This window comes from Methanohalobium sp., from assembly GCF_046546175.1.
Lineage (GTDB): Archaea > Halobacteriota > Methanosarcinia > Methanosarcinales > Methanosarcinaceae > Methanohalobium.
This window is the reverse complement of record NZ_JBKGYF010000076.1, coordinates 1-8,031: the sequence shown is the minus strand read 5'-3', so window position 1 is coordinate 8,031 and position 8,031 is coordinate 1. Positions and strand designations below refer to the sequence as shown.

Below are 8,031 nucleotides of genomic sequence, written 5' to 3'. Positions count from 1 at the left end.
AGATGATACTTTCTCACCTAAATTTACATCATTTTATGTAAAGTTAGGAGTGCGGAAGTATTATCTCAGTGTAACCTACAATGTACCCTATCTGGATTTCAAACACAATGATAAGTATCTGGCAATGGACATTGGTGTTAGCAAACATACCATGGTCGATTCTGCCGGGAACTTTAGTGAAGTAATTAACAAACGACCTGATAATACAGGTAGTCCAAAATCGAACAGATACAATCCAGAGTGGATCACTGCAAGAGATACAGTAAAAAATGGTATCGATTAAAATGCAACCTTAACAAGATGAAACAGAAATCCTCTAACCAGCTGAAGGATTTCCAGCACAAGAAGACGAGGAACATTGTAGATAACACCGATGCAAACGTTATACTCATCGGTGATCTATCAGCCAAACAGATGGCATCGAGCGAGAAAGGAGATCGGAAATCCGATAAAAGTACGCACCGCGGTACCCACAATTCAGGTTATATAGGAAGATTTGCTCAATTTCTGGCCTATAGAGTATGCGATTAGGCAAGATGATGATAGAAATTGATGAATCATATACCTATCAGGACTGCTGTAATTGTGGTTACCGGCAGAATATGCCTCTGTACGAGAGAACCTATAACAGTTCCTATTTTGGACATTCTATAGATAGGGATAAAAACAGTGCTATAGTGACCATGGAAAGGTATTTACGCCATAATCCCCTGTGGACGGGCTATCAGCGGTTTGCTGGTAATCTGCGACAGAAAAGCCTGTTGATTGGGATGATTACTCAATCGTGACCGAGATGATACAGGTATTTGCAGGAAGCTCCGTCTGCAACAGTTGGAGTAGTCACTAGCTTCAGCTCTTGACCATCCAGTAATAGCTGATGTCCCGGCAAAACCGCCAGGGCCATATCTGCACTTGGAGCACCCAGAAATATGGATGGAATAACATCATGGAAAGTATGGGTAATGGCGTTGGCTAATATTATTACTGCAGCATAAAATGTAGTTATACCGTAGTCTGTCATTACAGGTGATAGAACTAAAAGAATCATTGCAAAATTGTTAGTATGGATTCCTGGTATCAACCCGGAGATAATCCCAAGAAGATATCCTGATATTATTGATAACAGGAGCATTGTAATCGACATATCACCCGGTGGAAACATTTTGATACGGACGTTTTCGATAACTGGATATAGTAAAAAAACATGATAGGGTTATCTAGCTAAAATATTTAAAATATGAGATAAATTTTGTTTTTTGAACTAACTCAAAAACATCAGCAATATATTTGATAAGAATTTATTTATATAAAATCCTTTTCTGGATAAAATGACCGTTTATGGGAATAAAATGTACAAAATGTGATAATGAATCAATTATCTATCAGAAATACTCAGGAATGCATCTTTGTAAAAAACATTTTGTTGAAGATGCAGAAAGGAAAATCAAATTAACTATCAGGAAGAATTACAATATAGGCAGGGATGAAACAATAGCTGTTGCTTTAAGTGGCGGGAAGGACAGCACGGTTTTACTTTATGTACTTAACAAAATATTTGGCGAAAGACCGGATATCAATCTTGTAGCTATTACCATCGATGAAGGGATAGAAGGTTATCGGTCACATACGATACAGAAATCGAAGGAACTTGCCGATAAACTTGGTGTGAGGCATATTATCCGCTCTTTCGCTGAAGAATATGGTCTAACCCTTGATGAACTCACTGTCAGAGAACGTTTACATGGTGCATGTAGTTATTGCGGGGTTCTCAGGAAGAAATTGTTGAATAAAACAGCAAATGAAGTGGGTGCAACCAGACTTGCAATAGGTCACAATCTTGATGATGAGGCACAGACAATACTTTTGAATCATCTAAAAGGTGATGTTTCCCGTCTGGTACGCCTTGACCCTCCCAGAAAAATAGAAGGTCTTACTCTACGTGCAAAACCATTGCGCAGTATACCGGAAAAGGAGGTTGCACTCTATGCAATTGTAAATGAACTGCCTATGGATTTCAGTGAATGTCCCTATGCTCATGAAGCAATAAGGGGAGAAGTCAGGGATATGCTAAATGAGTTTGAGGCTAGTCATCCCGGAACTAAACATTCGCTTTTGAGCGGTTTTCAGAAACTTGTTCCTATACTTGCAAAAGAATACCCACCTGAAAAGAATAAGCTCTCTGAATGCAGGGTTTGTGGTGACCTGTGTACTGAAGGTTTATGTCAGGCATGTAAATTGCTGGGTAATGGATGACTTTAATCGATATAATTTATACCACAGAATTTACAATTGGAACTTTTGCACTCATCGTTTTCAAATTTCCATTTTAACCCCCATCCTTTGATTTGCTGTATAATTTCCACAAAATCTTCACCACTTTCGGTAAGTGAATATTTACACTTTATAGGGACGGTGGAATTATCGATATCTTTTTTTATCATACCTTGTTCTTCAAGCTCCCTTAAACGGGTTGCAAGCGTTTTTGGAGTGATACTCTGAAGCATATTTTTGAGTTCATTGAATTGTTTTTCACTGTTTTGTCCCTTGTACAGTTCCAGTAATATGCAAAGTGTCCAGCGTTTGCCTATAATGTCAACTGTCTTGTATAACGTGCAATCCTTCATAGTATCCATATAGAAACTGCCGGTTATATAAAGAAGTATCCATATTATACTAACTATCGAAAAGATACTGATAATGGAGGTACAAAAAATGTTCTGTTACCAATGTGAAGAAACAGCGAAAGGCGAAGGATGTACAAAAAAAGGTGTATGCGGTAAATCCAATGAGGTTGCGAATCTGCAGGATGAGTTAATGTATGTGCTCAAAGGTATTGCTTTCTACAATACTAAAGCAAGGGAGCACGGACTCAATGATGAAAAAACTGACAGGTTCATGCTGAAAGCACTGTTTGCAACAGTAACCAATGTGAATTTTAGTGCTGATGATTTCATAGATATGATAAATGATGCATTTGCAATACGAGATCAGGTAAAGGATAAACTTGTCAAAAACAACATAGACCCTGTTGAAAACAAAGATATATCATTCAGTGATCAGATTAAAAGCAAATTACTTCACAAAAATACTATTGATGAAAGCAGTTTGCCGGATATTGCAACTGTAACATCAGCAAACATAGATAATGATGAAAATATCGGAGTACTGGCTACCAAGGATGAAGATGTCAGGTCATTAAGGGAACTGCTGACCTATGGTATGAAAGGAATGGCAGCCTATGCCCATCATGCCTATGTACTTGGTTACAGTGATGATGAGATATTCAAGTTCATGGAAAGGGGGTTACTGGCAACAGTAGATGACAGTCTATCTGCTGATGACCTCACCAATCTGGTGCTTGAATGTGGAAGCATGGGTGTAAAGACGATGTCCATACTCGATGAGGCAAATACCACCACCTATGGAAATCCGGAACCAACTGAAATCAACCTTGGTGTGAGGGATAATCCAGGTATACTGATAAGTGGTCATGATATGAAGGACATGGAACAGTTACTCAGGCAGACCGAAGGCACAGGTGTTGATGTCTACACCCACGGAGAGATGCTACCTGCAAATGCCTATCCTGGATTCAAAAAATACGACCACTTTGTGGGCAATTACGGTGGTTCATGGTGGAAACAGAAGGAAGAGTTTGAGAAATTCAACGGTCCCATACTTATGACCACAAACTGTATCGTGCCACCCAAGGATTCATACATCAACAGACTGTACACCACAAGTATTGTAGGTTACGATGGAGCAACACATATCAAAGCTGATGAGAACGGAAACAAGGATTTATCACAGATAATCGAACAGGCCAAAAACTCCAATCCTCCACAGCAGCTGGAAGAAGGCAAAATCATGGGTGGGTTTGCCCACAATGCAGCATTATCTGTGGCAGATAAAATCGTAGATGCAGTTAAAAACGGTCAGATCTCAAAGTTCATGGTAATGGCTGGTTGTGACGGGCGCAAAAAGGAGAGAGAATATTACACTGATTTTGCTAAACAGCTGCCAGAGGACACTGTTATATTGACAGCCGGGTGTGCCAAGTACCGCTACAATAAACTCGACCTTGGAGACATCGGTGGAATACCAAGGGTACTGGATGCAGGTCAGTGTAATGATTCCTATTCAATTGTGGTTATCGCCCAGAAACTGGCTGAAGCCTTTGAGCTGGATGATATCAATGAACTGCCTGTTTCCTACAATATAGCATGGTATGAGCAAAAGGCTGTACTTGTGCTGCTTTCACTCCTGAGTCTTGGTGTAAAAAATATAACACTCGGACCAAGTCTGCCAGCCTTTGTGTCACCAAACGTACTTAATGTACTGGTTGATAAATTCAATATCGCACCTAACACAACTGTGGAAGAAGATATGGAAAAACTGCTCTAAGTTTCATATCTTTTTTCATTTTAAAAGTCATACATATAATAGAGGTAAAATAATGCAGATAACAGATGTAGAATCACAACCGATACAAAAAAATCCGCATGATGTGGATGTAAGAAAATTGTATGAAAAAGACCATGGGCAGGCGGTTCATATTGAATTAAAACCAGGAGAAAATTTAAGAAAACACGTCACACCTGTAGATGTATTTTTCTATGTACTTGAGGGGACAGCAACAATCGAGATAGGTGAGGAAACTGAGGAAGTTGATAGGAATAATCTGGTAGAAAGTCCAGCAAAAATATCTCATAGGGTTATGAACAACGGCGAAAGTACTGTCAGGTTCCTTGTTGTGAAAATGCCAAAACCCACAGAATCTACAAAACTGCTGTGATCCAACTTTTCTCTTTTTGATTTTTATTTTTCGGATTCAGACGTTCCAACACCTATAAATGTGAGTGTAGTTTCTACAGGTACATTTGTCCCTTCATTAAGGTTTATATCATTCTTATGCATATCTATTTTGATATTACTTTTATCTAGTCCTGCTTCTTCCATATAATCTATAATCAACCTGTGACCAAGATTTTTCGCATATTCTATAGCGTCATCATAGAGCGAAAATTCTTCTCTCCCACCTGGGTAAAAAAATAACCTTTTTCTTTTTTTTTCGCGGACTGGTTTCAACATTATTTCTATGCGTTTGATACCTTTCCCCATAAGAGCTCCAACCGCGTTTCCTACTTCTGCAAATTTAGGTAAAACTACGTCGGCTTCTATATATATTTTAATTTCGTCCTTGTATACACCAGAAGGAGCTCCAGTAGGCACCTATATATTGATATTAAACACAGTATACGGATACCAAGAAAATGTGCAGGTAAGTGGTGATGAACTGACGCCTGAAGGAAAGATAAAAGACCTTGAAATTGGGCTGTGGTATAAGGCAAAATCCCAGAATTATACAATACCAGTTGTAATCAAGGAAGAAGCTGATTTTGAAGTTGTTGGTGTAGAATCTAACCTGCATGCAGGAGATGAAGGTTTACTTGAGGTGACGTATAAAAACACAGGTAGTGTTCTTGTAAAAGATGCTACTGCCAGGATAAGTACCTATACACCGTTTAGCACAACTGATGACTAGGCATTTATTGGGACTCTTGAACTAGGTAAAACTTCAAAAACTGTATTTATCCTGAATGTTGATGAAGATGCTACACCCAAAATGTATTCCATAAACAGCGAAATACGCTATGAAGACGTAGATGGGGAAAGGCAGTTGTCAGATACCATGAATATACGTGTTCAAACGTTACCCATGGTTACTTTAGGCGACAGGATATCTGGTAACCTCTGGATATTATATCTTCTGATACCGATTATCATAGCAATAGGTGGTTTTGTAGGCTATAGAAAATTCATAAAAAATAAAGGTACAGATTAAGACTATTTTCTAAAAATTTTTTCTAATTAGGAATAATATGAGCACTACTGCAATTGTCATTAATGTAATAGCAATAGCAACTATTATAGTAGCGTTTTAAAAAGACCGGGAAAAGGGATTACAATCACTTAGAACGGCAGCTAACTCATTTGTTCGAATACTTCCAATGACATTGATTATTATCCTTTTGGTAGGTTTACTACTTGGATTCATACCACCTGAGCAGATATCACGGTTTGTAGGTGAACAGTCAGGGTTGGGAGGAGTACTGCTTGTAGGTATTGCAGGAGCTGTGATGCACATACCTGCCATATTGTCGTTTCCTCTGGTTGCTTCATTCCTTGAAAGTGGGGCATCTGTTACTGCAGTTGCAGTGTTTATTACTACTCTGACCATGATTGGTACAGTTACACTACCACTTGAAATTAAGGAACTGGGTAAAGAAATAGCATTTCTCAGAAACGGATAAGTTTTGTTATTGCGATAGTTATTGCTTTGATAATCGGGGCAGTGATGGGGGCTACATTATGAAAACATCAAAAACCTCCAGCATCATGACAGACATATACAAAGATATTATAATACTTGGAGTAGTTGTCATTGTTGCCTCGGGACTTCTTGCATCATATCCTGCCAAAACAGAAGCTGTGACTTTTACTATTTGGGATTATTTTATAGAAATGATGTTTATTCTACCTGCGGTAATGGTTATCATGGGTGTTTTTGCTGTTTTTGTACCTGATGAAATGATTGAAAAGTATCTTGGCAGATATTCAGGATTCAAAGGTTTATTTATATCACTACTTTTTGGTTCATTACCCACTGGACCTCTTTACGTTGCTTTCCCTATCGCATCACAGTTGATAGAAAAAGGTGCCCGTGTGTCCAGTATCATAGTTTTTCTCTCGGCGTGTGCATGCCTGAAAATACCCCAGGAGATGATGGAGCTCCATTTTCTGGGTGCAAAGTTTATGATATTGCGTTTATCGTTTACCGTAGTATTTGTTATTGCCATGGGTATACTTATAGAAAAATTAGTACTAAAGAGACGTCCTCTCTGATATTATTCCAGACACTAATCTTGTTTGTGATACAGCCAGGTCATCAAATTTTGTAAAACTGGTGGTACAAACCACTCAGCACGGCATTGAATCATGGATTTAATAATTTATTAGCTTTTCAGGTTTGTATAGTTCTTCTCTTGTTTTGTCCATATAGAGTCTTGTCCACCAGATAGTCTCGAGTGCAGGTATTATGATAATCGAGAGTAAAAAGTTTATGAAACCCCATATAATAGTAGTTACCTCTGCAACACCTACAGCTTCTCCTATAATACCTAGGAATATGGAAATAGCCAGTATAACCAGCCATAAAAGGAATACATCAAGCTTGTTTTCCATGAATTTGTAGAATCCTTTTTCTATTGATTCTATAGGATCGAGTTTGTCAACTACCAGAGCGTATTCTGCAAATGCAAGGACAAGGCTTATTGCTACTGTATAAAGCATCCATGCCAAAAAACCGGCAAAAAGTAATACAGCACTTCCGGCTACCATCTGGGGATTTGATATCAGGATATCAAAATCATCTATTGAAAGTATACCCGGGACCAGAAATACGATACCTGCAAATGTAATCAACCCAAGGAGTATTTTTAAAAAGAACAGGTCGATAACGTGTTTTCTGCCATAACTGAACATGTCTCCTATATCAGTATCACCGTTTTTCATAGCGCTTTTTGACATGCCAATCGCACCGGCTGTAAAATAGGATTGTACAAAAGTTATAATTAGTATAAGTATTATAACTCCCAAAACAAGTATCCACAGGTTCTCAATAAATACGGATGAGAATATATCTATCATCTGTTCAATGCTGATACTTGCTGTATCCAGTTCTCCAGGCGAAAAGGCAGGCATGATGAACACAGCGGCAAATGCTGTAAAAGCCATAAGTAATACAATTCCGCTGAGAATCAAATTCATAATAAATGGTATTGTGATGTTGAGGTTTTTTGTGAACGTTTCAAAACCTTTACTTAGTATATTTCCGATGTCTTCAGTCATTGATTAGTCTCCATGGGCCATAGTTTGTGAACAGGATATGGATGGTTTTACGTTATTATAATTAATAAAATCAAATTCATTTTCTATCAATTTTTATTATCAATTACATTCATGAGATAT

General features: G+C 38.1%; 12 protein-coding genes and 1 pseudogene. 9 read left to right on the top strand and 4 right to left on the bottom strand.

The window, feature by feature from the left end:
• Both ACLFMM_RS08000 and ACLFMM_RS07995 read left to right on the top strand, forming a co-directional pair.
• Positions 1-283 (top strand): annotated as a pseudogene (locus ACLFMM_RS08000) (hypothetical protein); the annotation flags it as partial.
• Positions 284-521: 238 nt separating this feature from the next.
• Complete coding sequence (locus ACLFMM_RS07995; protein ID WP_410808211.1) at positions 522-788, top strand: zinc ribbon domain-containing protein; 267 nt, start codon at positions 522-524, stop codon at positions 786-788.
• On the opposite strand, the gene ACLFMM_RS07990 is transcribed toward ACLFMM_RS07995, so the two are convergent.
• Positions 779-1,144, bottom strand: a complete 366-nt coding sequence (locus ACLFMM_RS07990) for a tripartite tricarboxylate transporter permease (RefSeq protein WP_410808210.1) — start codon at positions 1,142-1,144, stop codon at positions 779-781. The genes ACLFMM_RS07995 and ACLFMM_RS07990 overlap by 10 nt on opposite strands.
• Before the next feature lie 194 nt (positions 1,145-1,338).
• Between ACLFMM_RS07990 and ACLFMM_RS07985 the strand changes: the two genes are divergently transcribed.
• Complete coding sequence (locus ACLFMM_RS07985) at positions 1,339-2,253, top strand: TIGR00269 family protein (protein WP_410808209.1); 915 nt, start codon at positions 1,339-1,341, stop codon at positions 2,251-2,253.
• A 2-nt stretch (positions 2,254-2,255) separates the two neighbouring features.
• Here the strand turns inward: ACLFMM_RS07985 and ACLFMM_RS07980 are convergent, their stop codons facing one another.
• Positions 2,256-2,624, bottom strand: coding sequence for a winged helix-turn-helix transcriptional regulator (locus ACLFMM_RS07980; RefSeq protein WP_410808212.1), 369 nt, complete (start codon positions 2,622-2,624; stop codon positions 2,256-2,258).
• 88 nt (positions 2,625-2,712) lie between these two features.
• Here ACLFMM_RS07980 and hcp point away from each other — a divergent pair, with 88 nt between their 5' ends.
• Together hcp and ACLFMM_RS07970 are read left to right on the top strand one after the other, a co-directional pair.
• Positions 2,713-4,404: a hydroxylamine reductase gene (hcp, locus tag ACLFMM_RS07975; protein WP_410808208.1), complete on the top strand. Its 1,692-nt coding sequence runs from the start codon at positions 2,713-2,715 to the stop codon at positions 4,402-4,404.
• 52 nt (positions 4,405-4,456) lie between these two features.
• The gene (locus ACLFMM_RS07970; RefSeq protein ID WP_410808207.1) at positions 4,457-4,795 is read left to right on the top strand and encodes a cupin domain-containing protein; all 339 of its coding nucleotides are present in this window, start codon (positions 4,457-4,459) and stop codon (positions 4,793-4,795) included.
• 23 nt (positions 4,796-4,818) lie between these two features.
• Here ACLFMM_RS07970 and ACLFMM_RS07965 read toward each other — a convergent pair whose 3' ends face one another.
• Positions 4,819-5,232: a hypothetical protein gene (locus ACLFMM_RS07965; RefSeq protein ID WP_410808206.1), complete on the bottom strand. Its 414-nt coding sequence runs from the start codon at positions 5,230-5,232 to the stop codon at positions 4,819-4,821.
• Positions 5,233-5,275: 43 nt separating this feature from the next.
• On the opposite strand from ACLFMM_RS07965, the gene ACLFMM_RS07960 reads away from it, so the two are divergent.
• The 4 genes from ACLFMM_RS07960 (at position 5,276) to ACLFMM_RS07945 (ending at position 6,906) form a co-directional block, all read left to right on the top strand.
• Entirely contained in the window at positions 5,276-5,545 is a 270-nt protein-coding gene (locus tag ACLFMM_RS07960) for a hypothetical protein (RefSeq protein ID WP_410808205.1), read from the top strand.
• An 81-nt stretch (positions 5,546-5,626) separates the two neighbouring features.
• Complete coding sequence (locus ACLFMM_RS07955) at positions 5,627-5,845, top strand: hypothetical protein (protein ID WP_410808203.1); 219 nt, start codon at positions 5,627-5,629, stop codon at positions 5,843-5,845.
• 166 nt (positions 5,846-6,011) lie between these two features.
• Positions 6,012-6,314 (top strand): permease, encoded by a 303-nt coding sequence (locus tag ACLFMM_RS07950; RefSeq protein ID WP_410808202.1) that lies wholly within the window; start codon positions 6,012-6,014, stop codon positions 6,312-6,314.
• A 58-nt stretch (positions 6,315-6,372) separates the two neighbouring features.
• Positions 6,373-6,906 (top strand): permease, encoded by a 534-nt coding sequence (locus ACLFMM_RS07945; protein ID WP_410808201.1) that lies wholly within the window; start codon positions 6,373-6,375, stop codon positions 6,904-6,906.
• 99 nt (positions 6,907-7,005) lie between these two features.
• On the opposite strand, the gene ACLFMM_RS07940 is transcribed toward ACLFMM_RS07945, so the two are convergent.
• Positions 7,006-7,911 carry a hypothetical protein gene (locus ACLFMM_RS07940; RefSeq protein ID WP_410808200.1) on the bottom strand — a complete coding sequence of 302 codons (906 nt, stop codon included), beginning with the start codon at positions 7,909-7,911 and terminating at the stop codon, positions 7,006-7,008.
• Positions 7,912-8,031 lie beyond the last annotated feature (120 nt).

Bases quoted from the DNA above. Each gene is read 5' to 3' on its own strand.
- ACLFMM_RS07995 (WP_410808211.1), top strand. From the start codon at position 522: ATGCGATTAGGCAAGATGATGATAGAAATTGATGAATCATATACCTAT.
- ACLFMM_RS07990 (WP_410808210.1), bottom strand. From the start codon at position 1,144: ATGTCGATTACAATGCTCCTGTTATCAATAATATCAGGATATCTTCTT.
- ACLFMM_RS07985 (WP_410808209.1), top strand. From the start codon at position 1,339: ATGGGAATAAAATGTACAAAATGTGATAATGAATCAATTATCTATCAG.
- ACLFMM_RS07980 (WP_410808212.1), bottom strand. From the start codon at position 2,624: ATGAAGGATTGCACGTTATACAAGACAGTTGACATTATAGGCAAACGC.
- hcp (WP_410808208.1), top strand. From the start codon at position 2,713: ATGTTCTGTTACCAATGTGAAGAAACAGCGAAAGGCGAAGGATGTACA.
- ACLFMM_RS07970 (WP_410808207.1), top strand. From the start codon at position 4,457: ATGCAGATAACAGATGTAGAATCACAACCGATACAAAAAAATCCGCAT.
- ACLFMM_RS07955 (WP_410808203.1), top strand. From the start codon at position 5,627: ATGTATTCCATAAACAGCGAAATACGCTATGAAGACGTAGATGGGGAA.
- ACLFMM_RS07950 (WP_410808202.1), top strand. From the start codon at position 6,012: ATGACATTGATTATTATCCTTTTGGTAGGTTTACTACTTGGATTCATA.
- ACLFMM_RS07945 (WP_410808201.1), top strand. From the start codon at position 6,373: ATGAAAACATCAAAAACCTCCAGCATCATGACAGACATATACAAAGAT.
- ACLFMM_RS07940 (WP_410808200.1), bottom strand. From the start codon at position 7,911: ATGACTGAAGACATCGGAAATATACTAAGTAAAGGTTTTGAAACGTTC.